General features: G+C 62.4%; 15 protein-coding genes and 2 pseudogenes. 11 read left to right on the plus strand and 6 right to left on the minus strand.

Features of this window, described 5'->3' with window-relative positions:
• The first annotated feature begins 137 nt into the window (after positions 1 to 137).
• The 5 genes from cysK to HKD46_RS15945 all read left to right on the plus strand — a co-directional run bounded on the left by cysK (position 138) and on the right by HKD46_RS15945 (position 4,932).
• Positions 138 to 1,106, plus strand: a complete 969-nt coding sequence (gene cysK, locus HKD46_RS15925; RefSeq protein WP_010673571.1) for a cysteine synthase A — start codon at positions 138 to 140, stop codon at positions 1,104 to 1,106.
• A 443-nt stretch (positions 1,107 to 1,549) separates the two neighbouring features.
• The gene (locus HKD46_RS15930; protein WP_005303128.1) at positions 1,550 to 1,807 is read left to right on the plus strand and encodes an HPr family phosphocarrier protein; all 258 of its coding nucleotides are present in this window, start codon (positions 1,550 to 1,552) and stop codon (positions 1,805 to 1,807) included.
• Between the two features lie 44 nt (positions 1,808 to 1,851).
• Complete coding sequence (ptsI, locus tag HKD46_RS15935) at positions 1,852 to 3,579, plus strand: phosphoenolpyruvate-protein phosphotransferase PtsI (protein WP_052814873.1); 1,728 nt, start codon at positions 1,852 to 1,854, stop codon at positions 3,577 to 3,579.
• Between the two features lie 43 nt (positions 3,580 to 3,622).
• Entirely contained in the window at positions 3,623 to 4,132 is a 510-nt protein-coding gene (crr, locus tag HKD46_RS15940; RefSeq protein ID WP_010673569.1) for a PTS glucose transporter subunit IIA, read from the plus strand.
• A 254-nt stretch (positions 4,133 to 4,386) separates the two neighbouring features.
• Complete coding sequence (locus tag HKD46_RS15945; protein ID WP_052814874.1) at positions 4,387 to 4,932, plus strand: cytochrome b; 546 nt, start codon at positions 4,387 to 4,389, stop codon at positions 4,930 to 4,932.
• 81 nt (positions 4,933 to 5,013) lie between these two features.
• Here the strand turns inward: HKD46_RS15945 and HKD46_RS15950 are convergent, their stop codons facing one another.
• The 3 genes from HKD46_RS15950 to HKD46_RS15960 all read right to left on the minus strand — a co-directional run bounded on the left by HKD46_RS15950 (position 5,014) and on the right by HKD46_RS15960 (position 10,531).
• Positions 5,014 to 8,769 carry an AAA family ATPase gene (locus HKD46_RS15950; protein WP_171865651.1) on the minus strand — a complete coding sequence of 1,252 codons (3,756 nt, stop codon included), beginning with the start codon at positions 8,767 to 8,769 and terminating at the stop codon, positions 5,014 to 5,016.
• A complete protein-coding gene (locus tag HKD46_RS15955) occupies positions 8,766 to 9,992 on the minus strand; it encodes an exonuclease SbcCD subunit D C-terminal domain-containing protein (RefSeq protein ID WP_171865652.1) in 1,227 nt (408 codons plus the stop codon). Before HKD46_RS15955 ends, HKD46_RS15950 begins: the two co-directional genes overlap by 4 nt.
• Before the next feature lie 110 nt (positions 9,993 to 10,102).
• The gene (locus HKD46_RS15960) at positions 10,103 to 10,531 is read right to left on the minus strand and encodes a GNAT family N-acetyltransferase (RefSeq protein ID WP_171865653.1); all 429 of its coding nucleotides are present in this window, start codon (positions 10,529 to 10,531) and stop codon (positions 10,103 to 10,105) included.
• A gap of 179 nt (positions 10,532 to 10,710) precedes the next feature.
• Between HKD46_RS15960 and rdgC the strand changes: the two genes are divergently transcribed.
• Positions 10,711 to 11,622 (plus strand): recombination-associated protein RdgC, encoded by a 912-nt coding sequence (gene rdgC / locus HKD46_RS15965; RefSeq protein WP_010673564.1) that lies wholly within the window; start codon positions 10,711 to 10,713, stop codon positions 11,620 to 11,622.
• A gap of 158 nt (positions 11,623 to 11,780) precedes the next feature.
• Here the strand turns inward: rdgC and HKD46_RS15970 are convergent, their stop codons facing one another.
• Entirely contained in the window at positions 11,781 to 12,398 is a 618-nt protein-coding gene (locus tag HKD46_RS15970; RefSeq protein WP_161470658.1) for a GDSL-type esterase/lipase family protein, read from the minus strand.
• A 112-nt stretch (positions 12,399 to 12,510) separates the two neighbouring features.
• Between HKD46_RS15970 and ggt the strand changes: the two genes are divergently transcribed.
• Positions 12,511 to 14,292, plus strand: a complete 1,782-nt coding sequence (gene ggt, locus HKD46_RS15975; RefSeq protein WP_052814879.1) for a gamma-glutamyltransferase — start codon at positions 12,511 to 12,513, stop codon at positions 14,290 to 14,292.
• 374 nt (positions 14,293 to 14,666) lie between these two features.
• On the plus strand, positions 14,667 to 16,298 hold the full coding sequence (ybaL, locus tag HKD46_RS15980) for a YbaL family putative K(+) efflux transporter (RefSeq protein WP_043155825.1): 1,632 nt from the start codon (positions 14,667 to 14,669) through the stop codon (positions 16,296 to 16,298).
• A 98-nt stretch (positions 16,299 to 16,396) separates the two neighbouring features.
• On the opposite strand, the gene HKD46_RS15985 is transcribed toward ybaL, so the two are convergent.
• Entirely contained in the window at positions 16,397 to 17,698 is a 1,302-nt protein-coding gene (locus HKD46_RS15985; protein ID WP_010673560.1) for a sigma-54 dependent transcriptional regulator, read from the minus strand.
• Between the two features lie 346 nt (positions 17,699 to 18,044).
• On the opposite strand from HKD46_RS15985, the gene HKD46_RS15990 reads away from it, so the two are divergent.
• The 3 genes and pseudogenes from HKD46_RS15990 to HKD46_RS16000 form a co-directional block, all read left to right on the plus strand.
• Complete coding sequence (locus HKD46_RS15990) at positions 18,045 to 18,623, plus strand: hypothetical protein (RefSeq protein ID WP_232092831.1); 579 nt, start codon at positions 18,045 to 18,047, stop codon at positions 18,621 to 18,623.
• A 187-nt stretch (positions 18,624 to 18,810) separates the two neighbouring features.
• Positions 18,811 to 19,770, plus strand: a complete 960-nt coding sequence (locus HKD46_RS15995; RefSeq protein WP_010673558.1) for a hypothetical protein — start codon at positions 18,811 to 18,813, stop codon at positions 19,768 to 19,770.
• A 52-nt stretch (positions 19,771 to 19,822) separates the two neighbouring features.
• Positions 19,823 to 20,341: pseudogene (locus tag HKD46_RS16000) on the plus strand (C39 family peptidase); the annotation flags it as partial.
• Positions 20,342 to 20,498: 157 nt separating this feature from the next.
• Here the strand turns inward: HKD46_RS16000 and HKD46_RS16005 are convergent.
• A pseudogene (locus HKD46_RS16005) lies at positions 20,499 to 20,612 on the minus strand (IS5/IS1182 family transposase); the annotation flags it as partial.

Below are 20,612 nucleotides of genomic sequence, written 5' to 3' on the forward strand. Positions count from 1 at the left end.
CAGCGGGAGCCCCCTCGGCAAGAGAGAATAAGTTCTATATGTTGTAATAACATATTGTTATAACGATTCGTCACTTCTCATTCAGAAACCACAGGGTAATCTTGTTTCATCGCCTTAACAAACACAGGGATAGCACCATGAGCAAAATTTTTGAGGACAACAGCCAGACCATAGGCAACACCCCGCTTGTTCGTCTCAACCGTGTTACCAAGGGCCGCGTGCTGGCCAAGATCGAGAGCCGCAACCCAAGCTTCAGCGTCAAGTGCCGGATCGGTGCCAACCTCATCTGGGATGCCGAGAAACGCGGCGTGCTGACCAAGGGCAAGGAGATCATCGAGCCCACCAGCGGCAACACGGGCATTGCCCTGGCATTCGTGGCTGCGGCCCGCGGCTATCCCATCACCCTGACCATGCCGGCCACCATGAGCCTGGAGCGCCGCAAGCTGCTCAAGGCCCTGGGTGCCAACCTGGTGCTGACCGAAGGTCCCCTCGGCATGAAGGGCGCCATTGCCAAGGCCAACGAGATCCTCGAATCCGAACCGGGCAAGTACGTACTGCTGCAACAATTTGAAAACCCGGCCAACCCGGAAATCCACGAGCAGACCACTGGCCCCGAGATCTGGGACGCCACCGATGGCGAGGTGGATGTGTTCGTGGCGGGCGTCGGTACCGGCGGCACCATCACCGGGGTCTCCCGCTACATCAAGAAGACCAAAGGCAAGGCCATCGTCTCCGTGGCGGTCGAGCCCAGCGAATCTCCCGTCATCAGCCAGAAACTGGCAGGTGAAGAGATAAAGCCCGGTCCCCACAAGATCCAGGGCATCGGCGCCGGCTTCATCCCGGGCAACCTGGATTTGAGCCTGCTGGACCGCGTCGAGCAGGTGAGCAGTGACGAAGCCATCGAGATGGCCCGCCGCCTGATGGAAGAGGAAGGGATCCTGGCCGGTATCAGCTCCGGCGCTGCCGTGGTCGCTGCCAACCGTCTGGCCGAGCAGCCGGAGTTCGAAGGGAAAACGATTGTCGTCATCCTGCCGAGCGCCGCCGAGCGTTACCTCTCCAGCGCCCTCTTCGCCGGTGTGTTCAGCGAGCAGGAATTGCAGCAGTAGTTGATCAGCCAACACCAAAACGACGGCGCTCCTCGGAGCGCCGTTTTCATTATGCGCTAAACTCTCTAGCCACCAGTGCCACTCGGCCCCTTATTTTTTGGGGTAAAATAACAAACTTGGATATGACAAAAAAAGCAGACATTCTGTGATAAATCTCATATCCTGTGCGGCGTCACGAGGTGTTTGCTGGCAAGGTATCACAAGGTAACAAAGTGTTATTTTTCGTTATAAAATAATTTCAGGCCAGGCCTGACGCGGCTTGCAGCCTGATAGCGAAAAAATACCTGGCCACGACACCGAATACTGCACAGAAAATTGACCTGGATTAAACCATTGCAGGTCTGATTTCGTTACTTTACAACATATCCATACTGACACGGTGAGACAGGAAGCCTCATTGGCGACCATCTCTCCAAACAATATCAATAATATGGGGTGAAACCATGTACGAGAAGTCTGTTGTTATTACTGCTGAAAACGGCCTGCACACCCGTCCTGCAGCTCAGTTCGTGAAAGAAGCCAAAGAATTCCAAAGCGAGATCACTGTGGTCTCCGGTGGCAAATCCGCCAGCGCCAAGAGCCTGTTCAAGCTCCAGACCCTGGGTCTGACCAAAGGCACCAACGTGACCATCCAGGCTGACGGCCCGGACGCTCAGAAAGCCGTTGAGAAGCTGGTTGCCCTGATGGACGAGCTGGAGTAATCCAGCTTTATTCCTCCCCCACAGTCGTTTTAATAGGAAGGATTATGATATCTGGCATTCTTGCGTCCCCCGGTATCGCATTCGGTAAGGCGCTTCTTCTGAAAGAAGATGAAATCGTTATCAATCAAGGCAAGATTCCCGCCGAACAGATTGATGCCGAGATCAACCGCTTCCTCGAAGCCCGCACCAAGTCAGCCGCACAGCTGGAAGCCATCAAAGAGATGGCCGGTCGCACCTTCGGTGAAGAAAAAGAGGCCATCTTCGAAGGCCACATCATGCTGCTCGAAGATGAAGAGCTGGAAGGGGATATCAGATCCTTCATCAAAGAACACAAAGCCTCTGCCGACAGAGCCGTTCACGAGGTGATCGAACAGTACGCCAAGATGATGGCCGATCTGGATGACCCCTATCTGCGTGAGCGCGCCACCGACTTCCGTGACATCGGCACCCGTCTGGTCAAGAACGTACTGGGCATGGCCGTTGTCAACCTGAGCACCATCGACGAAGAGGTCATCCTGGTCGCCAAAGACCTGACCCCGTCTGAAACCGCTCAGATCAACCTGAAATACGTGCTGGGCTTCGTCACCGACATCGGTGGCCGTACCTCCCACACCTCCATCATGGCACGCTCCCTGGAGCTGCCGGCCGTCGTGGGCACCAACGACATCACCGAGCGCGTCAAGAACGGTGACATGCTGGTGCTGGATGCGATCAACAACCAGGTCATCATCAACCCGACCGCCGACCAGTTGAACGAAGCCAAGAAGTTCCAGGCCCAGTTCCAGGCAGAGAAGGACGAGCTGGCCAAGCTCAAAGACCTGCCTGCCATCACCCTGGATGGCCACCAGGTCGAAGTGTGCGCCAACATCGGGACCGTCAAGGACACCGAAGGTGCCATCCGCAACGGCGCCGAAGGCGTGGGTCTGTACCGTACCGAGTTCCTGTTCATGGACCGTGACGCGCTGCCGACCGAAGACGAGCAGTTCAAGGCTTACAAGGAAGTGGCCGAAGCCATGCCGGATCAACCGATCATTGTCCGTACCATGGACATCGGCGGCGACAAAGAACTGCCCTACATGAATTTCCCGAAAGAGATGAACCCCTTCCTGGGCTGGCGTGCCGTGCGTATCTTCTTCGACCGCACCGACATCATGCACGCCCAGCTGCGGGCCATCCTGCGTGCGTCTGCCTTCGGCAAACTGCGCATCATGTTCCCGATGATCATCTCCGTCGAAGAGTTCCGCAGCCTGAAGGCTACCGTGGAGACGCTGAAAGCCGAACTGCGTGCCGAAGGCAAAGCCTTTGATGAATCCATCGAAGTGGGTATCATGATTGAGACCCCGGCCGCGGCCGTGATGGCTCATCATCTGGCCAAGGAAGTGGATTTCTTCAGTATCGGTACCAACGACCTGACCCAGTACACCCTGGCTGTCGACCGTGGTAACGAGATGATTTCCGCCATGTACAACCCGCTGTCACCCTCCGTCCTGACCCTGATCAAGATGGTGATCGACGCTTCCCATGACAATGGCAAGTGGACCGGTATGTGCGGTGAACTGGCTGGTGACGAACGCGCCACCCTGCTGCTGCTGGGTATGGGTCTGGATGAGTTCTCCATGAGCGCCATCTCTGTACCGCGTATCAAGAAGCTTATCCGCAACACCAACTTCGAAGATGTGAAGGCCATGGCCGACCAGGCGCTGAGCTTTGCCACCGCCGCCGAAATCGAAGCGTGCGTAGATAACTTTATTAAGCAGAAGGCAGTCTGCTAAGATCGGCTGCAAACAGCGACAATCATCTCTAGGAGCTTTTACTATGGGTCTGTTCGACAAACTGAAGAAACTGGTTTCCGACGACAGTTCTGACACTGGCGGCATCGAAATCTTTGCTCCGCTGTCCGGCGAAATCGTCCCCATCGAAGATGTGCCTGACGTCGTCTTCGCCGAGAAGATCGTCGGCGACGGCATCGCCATCAAGCCGGCCGGCAACAAGATGGTTGCTCCGTGCGACGGCACCATCGGCAAAATCTTCGAGACCAACCACGCGTTCTCTCTGGAGTCCGACTCTGGTATCGAGCTGTTCGTTCACTTCGGTATCGACACCGTCGAGCTGAAGGGTGAAGGTTTCACCCGTATCGCTCAGGAAGGTCAACAGGTCAAGCGCGGTGACACCATCATCGAGTTCGATCTGGCCGTTCTGGAAGCCAAAGCCAAGTCTACCCTGACGCCTGTGGTCATCTCCAACATGGACGAGATCAAAGAGCTGGTGAAGATGACTGGCGCCGTGACCGTGGGCGAAACCCCGGTGATCCGCATCAAGAAATAATGCGCCCTGGCCTGACGCCAGCGACCGCCAAAAACCGAAGCCTAGTGCTTCGGTTTTTTTTTGCCCCTTCCATCCCCCGATACTCCATGGGCTCCCGCACAGGTCAGCATGACGGCAAACAGGCAGAAATGTTATCGAGATCAACACGGGCATAAGCAAGCCGAGTACCCTCAAGAGGGATACCTGCGGGTCCTTTGGCTCGATATGAGACGGGATGAAAAGAGATAAGCCGCTTAAGTGGCGAGGAGACAACGATGCTGAGAAATTCCGAACAACGTTATGGCAGCCTGAGCATAGGGCTGCACTGGTTGACCCTGCTGCTGATCGTGGCCGCCTACGGCCTGATGGAGTTCAGGGACATCTTCCCCAAAGGGTCGGCTGGCCGCGACCTGATGAAGGAGTTTCACTTCATGGTGGGTCTGCTGATCCTGGTGCTGGTGGTCGTGCGCCTGCTGGTGCGCGTGGGTAGCCCTTCACCGCGTATCGTGCCCGAGCTCTCCCCCCTGATGCTCACGCTGGCCAAGCTCGCCCATCTGGCGCTCTATGGCTTCCTGATCCTCACCCCGCTGCTGGGCTGGCTGCTGTTGAGCGCAGGGGGCAAGCCCATTCCCTTCTTCGGCCTGGCACTCCCCGCCCTCATCGCCCCCGATGACGGCCTGAAGGGTACCATCAAGGAGCTGCACGAGACGCTGGCCAACATTGGCTATGCGCTGATTGCCCTGCACGCAGCGGCAGCCATCTACCACCACCATGTGCTCAAGGACAACACCCTGACCAATATGCTGCCCGAGCGCAAATAACCAGCGACGGGTTGCACACCAACAAAAAGGCCCCTGTGACAGGAGCCTTCTTGTTCATGGAGGGTCATGGGCGACACGTCGTCAGCCGGGCAACACCACCCGGCTTTCGCCGCCGCCGAGGGCATCCACCCGTACCTGCACGCCGATCCGCTCCACCAGGGTCTGCACGTGGGAGATGACCCCGATCTGGCGGCCAGCCGCCTGCAGGGAATCGAGGCTTGAGAGCGCCAGATCCAGACTGTCGGGATCGAGGGTGCCGAAGCCCTCGTCGATAAAGAGCGATTCGACCTGGGTCTGGCGCGACGACAGGCTGGAGAGGGCCAGCGCCAGCGCCAGCGACACCAGGAAACTCTCGCCGCCGGAGAGGGAGTCCACCGAGCGCACCTCGTCCCCCATGTCGAGATCCACCACCTGCAGCGCCAGATCGGTGCCGGGCACCCGCTCCAGCCGATAGCGGGGGGAGAGCTCGGCGAGCTGGGCGTTGGCCTCCAGCAGCAGCCGCTCCAGCGTGAGGCTCTGGGCGAAGGTACGCAGCTTGGCGCCGCTGGCCGAACCGATGAGATCACAGAGCCGCTGCCAATGATCCGCCACCGCCTGCTGGGCAGCCAGCTCCTCCTGCAAGGTGCCCGCCTTGAGGGCCGCCGCCTCGGCCTGGGCCAGCGTGCTCTTGCACTGGAACAGCTGCTCGTCGAGAGTGCGGCAGTGCGCCTCCAGCGCCGTCAGCCGGCTGGCGAGCTCCTGTGGCGCCAACGCGGCCAGCTCGGGGTGATGCTCGCAGTAACGCTCTCGCTTGCTCTCCTCCAGCGCCAGCGCCCGCTGCCGCTCGGTCAAGCGGGTACGCGCCTCGGCGCGGGCATCCTCCAGCGCCTGCAAGGCGGCGCGGCGCCCCTTGAGCTCATCCGGGCTCATGGCCAGCAGGCGGCGCAGATCATATTCGGCGATGCCGAGGCTGCTGGCGTGGGCAGCCCAGCGCCCCAGCACCTCCCGTCGCCGCCGGCTGCTCACCTGCTTCTCCTGCTCCAGATGGCTGAGACGGGTCTTGAGCTCGGTCTGGCGCTCGCGCAGGGTGCGGGCCGCCCCCTGCATCGTCTCCAGCTCGCTGGCCAGTTGCTGCAGCCGCTGCTGCCAGCGGCTCTCGACCAGGGCAATCTCCTCCCCCCCCAGACAGGTGGCACGACTGGTAACCAGCCCCTGCCGTTGCTGTTCATGTTCCTTGTAGTCGCGCTCGAGCTTGTGCAGCAGCTCGCGCTGGGTCTGCAGACGCGCCTCCTGAGCACTCAGGGCCGGGGTAAGGCTGGCAATCTCGCCGGTCAGCCGCTCCCACTCGCTCTGGCCGTGCAGCCAGGCCTCGCAGGCCCGCTGCCACTCGCGCCACTGCTGGCTGCCCAGCCACTGACGCCAGGGCTGGCCTCCCATCTGCTCGTCGAGCCGGTTGCCCCCCTGCTCAAGGCGCTGGCGCAGGGTCGCTTCCTGCTCGCCCATCCCCTTCACCTCCCCTTCCAGGGCGATGCGCTGGCGATCGGCCTCCTGCCACTGCTGCTCGAACTGCTGGTGCTGGCTGGCCAGCTGGCTCAGCTGCTGGCGCACGGCCTGTAACTGCTGCTGCCCCTGCTGGGCCTCGCGCAGTTGCTGCTGGCTGCGGGCCAGCCCCTGCTCCAGACTCTGGCCGCGGCCGAGCAGGGTACTCATCAACTCGTTCCACTCGATCGGGCTCTGACGCAGCGGCAGCGGATGGCCCAGCAGCTCGGCACCGCCCAGCTGCTGCCAACGCTGGGTCAGCTGCTCGGCGCGCGTCTCCAGCTCAGGTAGATGCTGCTGACGCACTGCCAGCTGGCGGGCCAGCTCCTGGCGTTCGCTCTCGCACTGAATGTATTGGTGATTGAGCCGCTCCCACTCGAGCTCCAGGCTGCGGACGCGCTCCGCCAGCTGGCCGAGAATACCGGCCACCTGCGGCTGGCTCTGGTGATAGGGGTGCTCCTCGGCGCCGCAGAGCGGGCAAGGTTCACCGTCGCGCAGGATGTGGCGATGCTGCTCGAAACTGGCGATGGCACGGGACTGCTCCAGCGCGCGGCGTGCCTCGTCCCGTTGCAGGGCGAGCCGCTCGCGGGCCGGCGTCAACTCATCGCCGAGGATGGCCAGCTTGCCGAGCGCCTGCTCCAGCTGGGCGATCTCCTGCTGCAGGCGACCATGCTGCTCACCGTGATTGCGGCCATAGTCCGCCAGCTCCAGCAGCTGGCGCAGCTGGCCCAGTTGTTCGGTCTGCTGCTGCCACTGCTCCTGCGCCTTGGCCAGACGCCCCTCCCACTGCTGCTCCTGCAATTCGTGCTGCTGTTGCTGCAACCGGGTCTGCTCGCGCTGCCAGTAGTCGCGCTCCTGCTGCCCCTGCTCCAGCTGGTGTTGCAGTTGCCTGAGGGTGCGCAGCTTGTGCTCGCGCAGGGTGAGCAGTTGCTGCAGCCTGTCGGCATCCTCGGCCCAATCCTGCATGGCAGTGAGCAGCGGCTGCCACTGGCGGGCCACCGGCGCCAGCTCCTTGTGCTCCTCAAGCCAGGCACCCCACTGCTGGTGCTGGCCCTTGAGCTGCTCCACCTGCTGGCACTGCTGGCGCCAGCCCTGCTCCAGGGTGAGCTGCACCTCCCGCTCCTGCGCCCCCTCCTGCTGGATCTTCTGCAGTTGCTGCTGCTTTTCCCGAATGCGGGTGTCGAGCTCCTGCGCCCGTTTGAGTTCAGGCTGCAGGGCGCCCCACTCGCGCTCGGCGGCGATCTTCTCCGCCAGCAGTTGCTGTTCGGTGAGGGCGCTCTGCTGGGTCTTCTCCTCCAGCTTGCCAAGTTCAGGGCCAAGCTCGGCCTGCGCCTTCTCCTGCTGCTGCACCTCCAGGGTGAGGCGAGCCAGTTCGTCGTGATCCGCGCGGGCCACCTGGGCTTGCTCAGCGCGGGCGAACTCCTCGCGCTCGGGGGCGGCCGCACCGTGGGCCGCCTCGGCTGCGGCAAGAGCCACTTCCCCCTCCTCACAGGCCTGCTGCTGGGCGGCGATGCGGCCGTTGAGATCGCGCAAATACTGCATCAGCTGCTGTTGCTGCTGCTCGTGTTTGAGGCTGGTGGCGAGGTTGACCTGCTGGCTCACCCACTGCTCGCGGGTCACCTCGTCCATCAGTGCCACGTCGCCGAGCCGCTGGCTGATGGCAGCCAGTTTCTGCTGCTCCTCCCGCGCCCGCTCATGGGTCTGGACCGAAATAGCGGAGTAGAGCTCGGTGCCGGTCATCCGTTCGAGCAGGGCCGAACGCTCGTCGGCGCTCGACTTGAGGAAGGCGGCAAACTCCCCCTGCGGCAGGATGACGGCGCGGCGAAACTGCTCCCAGGAGAGCCCCACCAGCTCGTCGATGCGATCCTGCAGCTCCCGCTTGCTGCCACTGAACACCTGGCCCGACGCCACGTCGGTCAGGCTGCGCTCCTGGGCCTGAAAGCGCCCCTCGGCGCGGTTGCGGGCCCGGCGCACCGCCCAGCGGGCCAGCCAGATGCGGCCGTCACAGCCGCGAAACTGCACCTCGGCAAAACCGCTGGCGTGGCCGCGGCTGAGGATGCCGCGCACGTCATTGGCCTTGAGCTTCTCCTCGTCATCCATGCGGCCCACTTCGGCCACGTTCTTGCGATTGGCGATAAAGCGCGGCATCTCGTCGTAGAGCGCCAGACAGATGGCATCGAGCAGGGTGCTCTTGCCCGCGCCGGTATTGCCGGTGATGGCAAACAGGCCGGCAGCCCCCAGAGCGCCACCGGCAAAATCGATGGTGAATTGACCGGTCAGGCTGGCCAGATTCTCCCCTGACAGCGACAAGATTTTCATTGGCTGGACTCCTTCACCTGCTCCAGGATCTCTTCAAACGACGCCACCAGCTCGGCCTCCGGCTCCCCGTCGAACTGACGCTGATAGCAGAGGCGAAACACCTCGGTGGGGGAGAGCTCATCGAGCCTGCGCTGGCCGGCACCATCCGCCAGCCCCTGGCCCGAGCCCTGATAACTGGTCGTGATGCGGGCCAGGCGCACCGGCTTGTCGCCGATGGCGGCCAGTACGCGCTCGCGGATGCGGGCCTCGGGTTTGGGCAGCAGCAGCCGCACCTCGAGGAAGGGCTGCGCCTGCTGCGGGCAAGCGGGCAGCGCCAGCACCTCGATGGCCTGGAGCGCCTCGTCGAGGCCGCTCTGGGGCAGGCGGATCATCTCCACCGCGCGGGGCACCGGGATCCGCTCAAGCCGGGCCAGCTTGCCCCCCTCAAACGTCACCTCCAGCACCTGATGGTTGTAGTTCGCCTCGGCCAGCGAGAGCGGCAGCGGCGAGCCGCTGTAGTGCACTCCCTCGGCCGGGCTCTGCGCCAGGTGCAGATGGCCCAGCGCCGTGTAGTCGGCGGCGGCAAACAGCTCGGCAGGCAGGGCATGCTGGTTGCCGCCAAGCACCCGCCGCTCGGAGAGCTCGGAGAGCTGGCCCGCCGCCAGATAGGCGTGGCCCATGGCGATGAGGGCCTGATCCGGATGGCAGCGCACCCGCCCCTCGCTCAGCACCGCCTCATAGACCTGGCGTACCCCTTCGATGAGTCTGTCCTGCCCCTCCCTGAGCCCGTCGGGGCGCAGATCGCTGCTGCGCAGAAACGGCACGGCGGCGCACCAGGCGGCCACCTCGCCGTTTTTGCCTCGCAGCGGCACCAGCAGGCGCTCGGTCTCGAGGCGCCCCTCGTCGTCCCGACTGATGCTACCCACCAGATGCAGGTCGAAGGCGCGCAGCAGCTCGTGGGGGGCATCCAGCTTGGAGGGGGAGTCGTGGTTGCCGCCGATGAGCACCATCTCCAGTGCCGGGTGCTCGGCCCGCAGCCGTGCCAGGAAGCGGTAGAGCTGCTGCCAGGCACTGGCGGGAGGGTTGGCGGTGTCGAACAGATCGCCCGCCACCAGCAGGGCATCGATGTCGCGGGTCTTGATGGTGTCGGCCAACCAGTCGAGGAAGGCGTCGTGTTCGAAGCGGCGGTCGTGGCCGTGAAGCTGATGACCGAGGTGCCAGTCGGCGGTGTGCAGGATCTTCATGGAAAACGGCTCGATAAGGAGAAGAGAGCGGGGGCGAGGGCGCCCCGGGATGGAAACAAGATGAGGATGGAGCCCCCCGTTTTCAACCGGGGCAGCCCCAGACGTCAGATTCAGACGGCTTGGTAATGCATCTGGTACTGAAGATGACCGGTGAGGGGATCGGGCACCTCCCCCCCGATTTCAAAGCCGTGGCGGCGGTAGAAACGCACCGCAGGCTCGTTCTCCACGAAGACCCGGGTATGCAGCTCGGCACATCTGGATCTGGCTTCCTGCAACAGGGCGTGCCCCACCCCCCGCCCCTGCCTATCGGGGCGCACGAAGAGTGCAGCCAGGTAATCATCCACCAGCGCCATGAAGCCGAGCAGGTCCCCTCGCTCCTCGAACACCCAGATGCGGGCGTCATCAAGGTAGCGGGTACGCAGCTCCTCCTGAGTCTGCCACCAGCAGGAGGCATCGACGAAATCGTGGGCCTGCAGGGAGGCCAGGAGCCAGATTTCGACGATCTCTTCCATGTCTTCCGGCCGACTCTGTCTCAACATGGTCGCCTCCTTGTCAGCAATGTGAACACTCGCAGTCTAGGGGAGTTGGGCCCGCTCCCGGGGGATCAAGGTGGGGCCCTGTGAGGTCGATCGCCCTTTATTTAGCGAGAATGATTGGCTGATCACAAAGCGCCTCTCTAGTACAATGCCCGCCGGACAATCTAGAGACCGAGGACGCCATGTGGTTTAAAAACCTGCAGATTTACCGCTTTACCCGCCCCTTCGACCTGACCGTTGAGCAGCTGGAAACCCAGCTGGAAGCCTGCGCCTTCACCCCGTGCGGCAGCCAGGACATCTCCCGGTTCGGGTGGGTCAAGCCCCTTGGCAAATTCGGCTCCACCCTGACCCACGCCGCCTCTGGCCACATCCTGCTGTGCGCTCGCAAGGAAGAGAAGATGCTGCCCGGTACCGTGGTCAAGGAGATGCTGGCGGAGAAGGTAGAGGCCATTGAATTCGAGCAGGGCCGCGCCCTCAAGAAGAAAGAGAAGGAGGCGCTGAAAGAGGAGATCATGCACACCCTGCTGCCCCGCGCCTTCAGCCGCACCAGCCAGACCTTCGCCTGGATAAACCCTGCCGACAACCTGATGGTGGTGGATGCAGGCTCCGCCAAGAAGGCGGACGATCTGCTGGCGCTCTTGCGCAAATCCATCGGCTCCCTGCCGGTAGTGCCGGTGGCCCTCAAGAACCCGCCCGAGATCACCATGACCGAGTGGCTCAATGAGGGCAACCTGCCCGCCGCCTTCACCCTGGAGGACGAAGCCGAGCTGCGCAGCGCCATGGAGCACGGCGGCATCATCCGCTGCAAGCAGCAGGATCTGATGAGCGAGGAGATCAAGAATCACCTGGCCAACGACAAGCTGGTGACCAAGCTGGCCCTCAACTGGGGCGAAACCCTGAGCTTCGTGCTGGGGGATGATCTCTCCATCAAGCGCCTCAAGTTCAGCGAAGAGCTGCGCGAGCAAAACGACGACGTCACCAGTGAAGATCCCGCCGCCCGCCTGGACGCCGACTTCGCCCTGGTCACCGCCGAGCTCTCCCAGTTCATCCCGGCCCTGTTTGCTGCCCTGGGCGGTGAAGAGCAGTCCATCTAAGCAAATTGGCTCAGCATGATTGCAAAAAACCGCCTTCACGGCGGTTTTTTCATCTCCATCGACATCGTCGCCACGGGCTGGCCCCCTCCGGGGTAGCGCCGCCGCCCTCCCGCCGCGCAATCCCCTGAGCCCATTGATTGCGGCAGCATGACATCTCGCTAGAGTGCCCCCCTTTCCTGCAACAGTCGATGAAGTCGCTGCGCCAGGGTGCGGTAACCCTCGGCATTGAAATGCACCGCATCGGACTTCAAGGCCGGGTCTCGCAGCAACTCGCCGATGCTGTCGTTGTCCAGCACCAGCCCGTACTGATCTGCCAGCTCCTCGTAGAGGGGAGCGCCATCGGCAAACAGGGATTTTCGGGGCACCCCGACCAGCAGGATCTGGGCCCCGCTCCCCTGCACCGCCTCTATCATGGCGGCGAGATTGGCCTTGAGGGCCGCCTCCCCGCTGCCACGCAGGATGTCGTTGCCCCCTTCCAGCAGGATGACCAGAGCGGGTCTGTGCCGGGCCAGCAACCCGGGCAGGCGTGCCCTACCGGCCTGGCTCAGCTCTCCGGACACCCCGCCATTGACCACGGGATGGCCGCTCAGGGTCGCCAGCACGCTGGGGTAGCTTTGGGACGGGCTTACCCCGCGCCCCTCGGTCAGACTGTCCCCGAAGGCGAGCAGGGTCTCCCCCTGGGCCAGCGGTCTGAAGGTCGGCTCCCCGCAGGCCGTCAGCAACAGGCAGAGCAGCCCCGCCATGCAAGGTTTCGCCAGCTTCCCCCGGTGTGTCATGAGCGCCTCCCTGAGAGCATTGTAACCATATGAGTATTAAGACAAACTTTTAATCAAGCTCCAAGTGTGACACATTTCGGCAGGTGAACAAGAAACCGACAAGGAGCCTGTCATGTCCCTCAAACCCCTCGGCCTGCTGGTCGCCCTCGGCCTGCTTGGCGGCTGCGCCTCCCAGGACGGCTTTCACTATGTCCCTCCTCCCCAGACCCTGATCGCCCCGGAGGCGGCCAGCGGCTGGATTGACAAACCGGGCTGGCAGGGCCGTGACTTCATGGTGGCGGCGGCCAACCCGCTGGCGGTGGATGCGGGCTACCAGATCATCAAGGCGGGGGGCAGCGCCGTCGATGCGGCCATCGCCGTCCAGCTGGTATTGACCCTGGTGGAACCTCAATCCTCGGGCATCGGCGGCGGCTCCCTCATGCTGGTGTGGGACGGCAAGCAGGTGGCGGCGGTGGATGGCCGGGAAACAGCCCCCGCCGCTGCCACCGATCAGCTCTTCATGAAGGAGGGCAAACCCATGGCCTTCTATGAGGGGGTGGTGGGCGGGCGCTCCGTCGGCGCCCCCGGCACGGTGCGAGCCCTGGCCCTGGCCCACGAGCGCTATGGCAAGCTGCCCTGGGCCACGCTGTTCGAACCCGCCATCACCCTCGCAGAGCAAGGGTTCGTGATAAGCCCCCGCCTCGCCACCCTGCTGGCAAAAGATCCCTATCTGGCCGGGGATCCGGACGCCCGCGCCTACTTCTATCAGGCGGATGGCACTCCCAAGACGGCAGGTACCCGGCTCACCAACCCGGCCCTGGCCAGGGTGCTGCGTACCCTGGCAAGCGACGGCCCCGACGCCTTCTATCGCGGCCCACTGGCCGAGGCCATGGTGGCCAAGGTGCACGCCCACCCGACCAACCCCGGGGTGCTGAGCGCCGCCGATCTCGCCAGCTACCGGGCCAAGCTGCGGGACGGGCTCTGCTTTGACTATCGCCAGAGCGAGATCTGCGGCTTCCCGACCCCCTCCTCCGGCACCATCGCCCTTGGCCAGATCTTCGGCATGCTGGAGAGCCGGGACATGGCCGCCCTCAAACCGGTACAGGGGGAGCAGGGCCAACTGGCCGCCTCCAGCGAGGCCATTCACCTCTACAGCGAGGCGGCACGCCTCGCCTTCGCCGATCGCAACCAGTACGTGGCCGACGGCGACGTCGTCGACGTGCCGGTGACAGGCCTGCTGGACAAGGGCTATCTGGCGCAGCGGGGGCACCTTATCGGCAACCGCTCCATGGGCGTCGCCCAGCCCGGCAACCCGCCCCGGGCGCTGGCCAGGGGCCGGGACGCCACCCCGGAGCTGCCCTCCACCAGCCACATCTCCATCGTGGACAAGAGCGGCATGGCGGTGGCCATGACCAGCTCCATCGAGGATGGCTTCGGCTCGCGGCTGATGGTCAACGGCTACCTGCTGAACAACCAGCTCACCGACTTCTCCTTCACCTCGGTGGACGCCGCCGGCCTGCCGGTGGCCAACCGGGTGGAGCCCGGCAAGCGCCCCCGCTCCTCCATGTCTCCCCTGCTGGTGTTTGACAAGGCAAGCGGCGAGCTGGAGATGAGCCTGGGATCCCCGGGAGGCTCGGCCATCATCAACTACGTGGGCAAGGCGCTGCTCGGCACCCAGGATTGGGGGCTCGACCTGCAGCAGGCCATCAACCTGCCCAATTTCGGCAGTCGCAACGGCCCCACCGAGCTGGAGCAGGGGCGCACGCCCGATACCGTGGTCCAGGGGCTCAAGGCCAGAGGGCACGAGGTCCTGCTTAACGAGCAGACCTCCGGGCTGCAGGGCGTCCAGCGCCATGCCGGCGGCTGGCTGGGGGCCGCAGACCCCAGACGTGAGGGGGTCGCCAGGGGGGAGTGATGCCCCTTCAGCACCCTCGTTCACCATGGAGGAGGCCAGCCTCCTCCATGCCGTGTGCTCATAGGTGTTCTCCCTTGCCTCCCAATATCATCATCGATTGATTATTCCTGCCAATTTTTCTTTAACTGCACACTCTTTTCACCCAATCGCAATGCATTAAAGATGCTTTTCATCAAAACCAACGCAAAAACTGGAACAGTGTTGCTCATGGCATATAAATGCATTACTTTTCAATAGAAACGGCATCTGTTGCCCTCAAGATTTCCCCTTGATACGGCCAACTTCTGTCTCTTTCGCCCCCTGCTCATTGACAGCTGCCCTCTTCACCTTCGGGTGATCTGGTAGCCCCTGACTGCCATTAGCGAGGTGACGACATGGACCACTCACTCCCCCTTATCACCACCCTGGTAGGCGGCCTCGTGCTGGCCTACCTCTTCGGCATGCTGGCAAGCCGCCTGCGCATCTCCCCCATGGTGGGCTACCTCGCGGCCGGCGTGGTATGCGGCCCCTTTACGCCGGGCTATGTCGCCGACCTGCGGCTCGCCCCCGAGCTGGCCGAAATCGGCGTCATCCTGCTGATGTTTGGTGTCGGCCTGCATTTTTCCGTGAAAGACCTGCTGTCGGTGAAACACATCGCCATCCCGGGAGCCATCGTCCAGATAACGCTTGCGACCCTGCTCGGCCTTGGCCTCTCCCAACTGCTCGACTGGACCGTGACCGCCGGCCTGGTGTTTGGCCTGGCCCTCTCCACCGCCAGTACCGTGGTGCTGCTGCGCGCCCTGGAGAGCCGCGGCCAGCTCGACACCAACGAGGGACGCATCGCCATCGGCTGGCTCATCGTGGAGGATCTGGTGATGGTGCTGGCCCTGGTACTGCTCCCCATCCTCGCCAACCTGCAGCAGGGGGGCGAGGCACTGACCCCGGCCCAGGTGATGGCGGATATCGGCCTGACCCTGGCCAAGGTGGCTGCCTTCATCGCCCTGATGGTCATCGGAGGGCGACGCCTCATCCCCTGGCTGCTGGCCCGCACCGCCGCCACCGGCTCCCGCGAGCTGTTCACCCTGGCCGTCCTCTCCTGTTCCCTGGGCATCGCTTTTGGCGCCGTCAAGCTGTTTGGCGTCTCCTTTGCCCTCGGCGCCTTCTTCGCCGGCGTCGTGATGAACAGCTCACATCTGAGCCACAAGGCGGCCAACGACACCCTGCCCCTGCAGGACGCCTTCGCCGTGCTCTTCTTCGTCTCCGTGGGCATGCTGTTCGACCCCGTCATACTGCTGCGCGAGCCCCTGGCCGTGCTGGCCACCCTGTTCGTCATCGTGATCGGCAAATCCGTGGCCGCCTTCGCCATCGTGCGGCTCTTTGGCCACAGCCAGCGCACGGCGCTGACCATCTCCGCCAGCCTGGCCCAGGTGGGGGAGTTCTCCTTCATCCTGATGGGTCTCGGGGTCATGCTCGAGCTGGTCCCCGGGGTCGCCCGGGATCTGGTGCTGGTCGGCGCCTGTTTCTCCATCGTGCTCAATCCGCTGGTCTTCAACCAGGTGGAGCGCTGGCTGAGGCGCCATCCCGAACCACGCACCGATGGGTCACCTCACCTCTGCCCCTTGCAGGGCCATGTGGTGGTAGTGGGCGCCGACGAGATAGGCCAGCACCTCATTCGGCAGTTGCATGAACAAGGCAGGGAGATGGTGGTGATCGACACCGACGAGCGACTGCTGGCCCCCTGGCGCGCCATGGGGATCACCTGTCTGGCGGGCCATCCCATCCAGCAGGATCTGCTGACGGCGGCGCTGCCCAACGCCAGCTGGCTGCTGATCACCCTGGATGACAGCCTGCTGGCCGGTGAGATAGCCATCAGGGCGCAGGAATACGGCGCCCTGATGCGCATCGCCGCCTGTGCCCACCAGCACGAGGAGGTGCATCATCTGCGCGTGCGCGGCGTGCATCAGGTGGTCAAGAGCGAGGAGGAGGCTGCGCGGCGACTCTGTCACCTCGCCATGGAGATGGCCTGAAGCTCATCGGAAGTAACGAGTCCCCACGACGGGGCCAGACAAGAAGCCCGGGCCTGCTGCCCGGGCTTTTTGCATGACGGGGCGATACTGCCGTCCCCTCACAGCAGATCGTGCTTGTCCAGCAGGCGATAGAGGGTGGCCCGGGAGATGTCGAGCGTGCGGGCCACCTCCTCGAGCTGATCGGGGAAGCGGGCCAGCGTCCGTTGCAAGGCCTGACGCTCCGCCGCTTCGCGCACCGCCTTGAGCGAGCCGTCGAGCAGCAGGCTGTCCATGTTGGTCAGCTCCATGTCATCGGCTTCGATGAAGGGGCCGCTGCACATGACCACCGCCCGCTGAACCCGGTTGCGCAGCTCCCTCACATTCCCCGGCCAGCCATAGGACTGCATGGCCTGGCGCGCCTTGCGGGTGAAGCTGAGCACCCGCCCGCCCCGCACTTCCGCCAGAATGTCATCGGCAAGGAGCTGGATGTCTTCCGCCCGCTCGCACAAGGCCGGGGTGCGCAGGCGCACCACGTTGAGCCGGTAGTAGAGATCCATGCGAAATCCGCCGCTGGCCACCGCCTGCTCCACATCGATATTGGTGGCCGCGATGATCCGCACATCCACACGACGCGTCAGGTGGCTGCCCACCGCCTCTATGCACTGCTCCTGCAAGAAGCGCAGCAGGGTTGCCTGATCCTCCAGTGGCAACTCCCCTATCTCGTCGAGAAACAGGGTGCCGCCATCGGCGGCCTCTATCTTGCCTATCTTGTGGTGCTGTGCCCCGGTGAAGGCCCCCTTGACGTGGCCGAACAGCTCGGACTGGATGAGCTGATGGGGCATGGCCCCGCAATTGACCGCCACGAAAGGGCTCTCCTCCCCGAACGTGCTGTAGTGCAGCTCCCGGGCCACCAGCTCCTTGCCCGTACCGCTCGGTCCCGTCACCAGTACGGGCAGGCGGCAATGCTGCAACCGCACGATCTGGTCGCGCAACTGGCGGATGGGGGCGCTCTCCCCCTGGATGAAACGAAGCTGGGGTTGCAGTCGGGGGCGGTGTCGCCGGATGAGGCGCGCCATCCCCAGGGCATGTCCCAGGCTGTGGGAGAGCCTGTCTCTGTCCAGGGGAAAGGTGTGAAAATCATGAAAACAGGCTGCCAGCAAATTGCGAAGGGCTTCGCTGGCGAGACAGTCCCGCTGGATGAGGCCGATCCACAAGGCGCCGGAGTGCTGCGCAATCAGGTTGTAGAGGGCTTCGTGCTGCTGATGCTCGATCACCACCAGCACCAGGGGATAGTCCTTTTCCTGCAGTTTTTTCTCTGCCACCACCAGGGAGCTTGCCTGCTCCACCTGCCACTCGCCTTGTTCCAGCAGGCTTTCCAGTACGGCACATGAATTGATGAGCAACAATGCCGTTTCTGTCATAGGGACAACTCCTTGTTATCGCCACTGCACGAAGGAGTCTGACGACTTATCCAGATAACTCCCTTTATCATCAAATGGCGCCGTTTAATATGGCCAGACGATGATAACTATAAACCATCCCGCCTTTAGACTGATGGCACCACAATATTGAGACAGCCAAATTATCCGTGAGAAAAAATAAATCCATTGATAAATAAGCGCTTACTTCACGACATAATATGTCGCTCTCAATATTGAGACGTAAAAACAATTATATCAAATAAAAAACAACTAAAAATCATATGGTTGTAAATTGGCATGGTCGTTGCTCTCTCCAATAAGCCCTCCTGGCATATGGAGACAGAACATGAAGACATATATTGCATTGGCAACATTTCCTTTTCTGGCATTTGCCACCCCCTCAATGGCACAAAACCGGGTCGATCTCGGTGCTCAGGCATTGAGCAATATTCGTGGTTCCATGGGCGTCAATATGGTTGCCGGTAATAACAACCAGCAAGGCAATCTTGCCGCCATCGCCATTTCGGGTCCGGCCGTCATTCAATTTGGCCAGCTGAATCAATCCACCACCAATCTGAACGGCAGCCAGAGCGTCGCCATCCTGGGCTCGGCCCTGAGCCAGAACCGGGGACTGGTCGGCATCAATCAGGGGGCGGGTGAGGGCAACCAGCAACTGAACGCCTTCGCCCTGTCCCTCGATGACAGCGGCCTGGGTGTCGTGACCGACATCAATCTCAGCTCCAGCGTCGCGAAGACCCCAGGGGGAAAGCCCCCCGCCAACACCACTACCAGCATCTATCTGGATGACACCGCCCTCACGGGCAGCAAGGGGGTCATTCAGGTGAACCAGGTCACGGGACAGGGAAACCAGTCAGTCAACATGGTTTCCCTGCCCCTGGCTGGCGCAGTAACGGCATCCCCATGATGCCGCAGGGATAGGAAGCCAGGCCCGGGGGTATCAGCCGATGGGCATATCTTCCGCTGAAAGTTCAATGGAGAGACTCATTATGCGTGGACTTATTTATAGCTCATTAGCCGCCGCGGTCATCATGGCCATGTCGGGCACTGCATCCGCCGATTACCGCGGTGACAGAGATGAGACAGGGGCAACCTTGACCAAGAAGGTCAAGGCAGAAGTCGATGTGGAATACGAAGGCAGGGTCAATGTCGGCGGCTACATCAACGTCAACAAACTCGGCATGGCCGTCGTGGATAACCAGCAGTCCAGTTCCATGATAGGCACCGCCAATACAAGAACGGAGAACACGAGCAAGATCGACGGCTCGTTCAAGGGTGCATCCGGTAACATCGGCGCCAACGTCGCAGCCGGTGACTCCAACGTACAGGGCAACAGCGCTTCCCTGGCCGCCTATGACGAGGTCGATGCCGAGTTCATCATGGGTCGTGGTCAACAACAACATGGCGCCCCTGGCGGATCGTCGGATGCCGAGGTCTTCTCCACCCAGAGCGCCAGCAACAACTGGACGACCAATCACGGCCATCAGAACAAGGCCGGTGTGGGCGATGGGGCCTTCAAGGATGCCGCAGGCAACATCGGGGTCAACGTGACCTCGGGCTCGGGTAACGTCCAGGCCAACAACATGGCTGCCTCCGTGTCCACCGGCAACATGGCCGTGGCCACCGTGGCCAACAGCCAGAGCGTCTCCAAGAACATGACCGAAAACCAAAGCCTGAGCGCAACCAAGACGGTTGACAAGGCAGGTGTGTTCCTCGGTCTCAAGGCTTGGGGCGATTACGAGGGGGGCGGTACCGGTCATGATGTCAAGAAAGGACATGGCCACGACAATGACAACGACAGGTACGGCAACAACAACCCGAAAGATGATGGCAAGTTCGAGTTCAAGGAAGAGGGTGACATCAAGCTCAGTGGGTACGCCGTCGGGTATATTCCCGTGGTCAACACCTACACCAGCCGCGAAACCTTCAACCGGGCAACCATCGATGGCGGCGCCTTCAACGGTGCCGTGGGCAACATCGGGGTGAACGTCTCCTCGGGGACCAACAACCTGCAAGCGAACAATCTCTCGCTGGCCGCAGGGTTTGCCAAGTAAGTCGATGCGAGGGGGCCCAGTGCCCCCTTTTTCCCTGACACTGGAGGTCTGAATGCGCTGGCTGTTGCTGTGCTGTCCTGCCGTCTGGGCAGGCTCGGTGCCACTGGGGGAGCATCTCCCGGCGTTGGGGGATCTCAACAAACCGGTGCAGAGCATTCTGGAGCGCCGGTACGCCAACATCGAGCGCCAACATACGGATTTCAGCTGCGGGGCCGCCGCCGTCGCCACCATCTTGCGCTACGCCTACGGCCATGCAACCAATGAACGCTGGGTCATGGATGGCATGCTTGCCATGGCAGACCCGGAGCAGGTCAAGCACTACGGCTTCTCCATGCTCGACATGAAGCAGTACCTGCAAATGCTCGGCATGCGGGTCAGAGGGTATCGACTGGGCGATGAAAAACTGCGCCAGGTGAGGGTGCCCACCATCGTCCTGCTCAACATTCGCGGCTATCAGCACTTTGCCGTGCTGCGGGCCATCGATCGCCACGATCGCGTCTATCTGGCAGACCCGGCCCTCGGCAACCGGGTGATCACGTTCAAGGAGTTCAAGGAGAGCTGGAACGGCATCCTCCTCGCCGTCATCGGCGCGGGCTATCGTCCCGATGCCCCCCTTGCCAAGCCCTCTCCCCCGCTCTCTGTCAGAGGCAAGGATGGGCTCTTCGCCCCGGTCAATGAAACATCCCTGCTGGAATTCGGTTTTCAGCACAAAGAGCTAGGCTGTGTTCTCAAAATGCTGGTTTTCTGTCCACACATAACTCGCGCAAGTAGCGAAGGCAGAAAGCCAGTTTGATAAAGGCTGCAAAACTCTTGGCTAGCTTTTCATATCTCGTTGAAAACCG

The organism is Aeromonas sp. TW 6 (assembly GCF_013168745.1).
GTDB classification, from domain to species: Bacteria; Pseudomonadota; Gammaproteobacteria; order Enterobacterales; family Aeromonadaceae; genus Aeromonas; species Aeromonas caviae.